The organism is Glycomyces sp. L485 (assembly GCF_022548875.1).
GTDB lineage: Bacteria > Actinomycetota > Actinomycetes > Mycobacteriales > Micromonosporaceae > Glycomyces.
The window spans coordinates 47,444-48,694 of the sequence record NZ_JAKZEW010000024.1 but is presented as its reverse complement, the minus strand read 5'-3'; the positions used below and the strand labels follow the sequence as shown (position 1 = coordinate 48,694).

Below are 1,251 nucleotides of genomic sequence, written 5' to 3'. Positions count from 1 at the left end.
GCATCGCGCCGTTCGAGGTCGAGGACCCGGCGATGTCCATGAACAGCCCCGAGTGGCGGGACTGCAGGAGATACCAGGTGCCGGTGGTGAACGCCGCGTGTGCCGGGGACGCGGCGATCAGGCCACCGGCGGCCGCGGCGGCGCCGGTGACGAGGCCGGCCAGGGACCGGCGGGAGAGTCTGGCCCCGAGGGGCCCTTCGGTGTGCTTCGCGTGTCGTCGCATTGCTGCTCCAAGTAGTGTCGGTTGGTGGTGGGCCGCGGCCGAGCGGCCGCGGCCCGTTGCGAACAAGGGGATCGCTCTACATTCCGAAGCCGATGAAGTAGCTCGGCCACGGCGGCTGGTTGTAGGACTCGTTCTGCCAGGCGACGGCCAGGCGGTACTGGCGGTCCTGCATGAGGGTCGGGATCCGGTGCTCGGTCGGCTCGACCGTGGTGAAGATCCGCACCCCGGTGTTGTCGCTCTTGCGCCAGACGACCTCTTCGCGCCAGTCGCCGAACAGGTCGGCGGTCAGGGCGGGGTTGCCCTTGGTGCCGTTGTTGGAGTGGACGCCCGAGGGCGAGAAGATCTCGCTCTGGCTGTTCGTAGCCGGGTTCCACTCGGCGATGTAGGGGTAGATCGGCACGTAGTCGGGCTCGTTGAACTCGTGGTCGAGGATCTCGCGACCGAGGTCGCCGTCCCACCAGATCATGTGGTTGGCCGAGGGAATCGAGGTGGAGATCAGGGTGCCGTCCGCGGCCCGCAGTTCGCCGGAGCGGGAGTCCCACGCGCCGTCGGCGGTCACGGCCCAGCATTCGGCGCCCTCGTGGTTCGGGTCGATGTCACCGCAGGTGCCACGGCCGACGTCGCGGGTGCCCTCCATCGACCAGATGACCTCACCGGTGTCGGCGTCGCGCAGTGCGGCGCCGATGCCGCCCGAGCAGCTCATGCACTCGAACGGGCCGAAGATCTCCTGGCCCGGCCGGTTCGGGTCGAAGTCCGACACGTGGAGTGCGTCGCCGTGCCCGAGGTTCGAGCTGTAGAGCGGCGCACCGTTGTCGTCGATGGTCATCGCACCGAAGACGATCTCGTCGCGCCCGTCGGTGTCGACGTCGGCGACGGACATCTGGTGGTTGCCCTGGCTGCGGTAGGCGGCGCTGTGGTCGCCGGAGTCGAACGACCAGCGCTGAGTGAGGCTACTGCCGTCCCAGTCCCAGGCGTTGATGCCGATCTTCTCGTAGATGCCGCGGCTGGTGATCAGGCTCGGCGAGTCG

At 68.7% G+C, this 1,251-nt stretch carries 2 pseudogenes; both read right to left on the bottom strand.

Features of this window, described 5'->3' with window-relative positions:
- Positions 1-223: pseudogene (locus L0U85_RS13145) on the bottom strand (RICIN domain-containing protein); the annotation flags it as partial.
- 76 nt (positions 224-299) lie between these two features.
- A pseudogene (locus tag L0U85_RS13140) lies at positions 300-1,251 on the bottom strand (hypothetical protein); the annotation flags it as partial.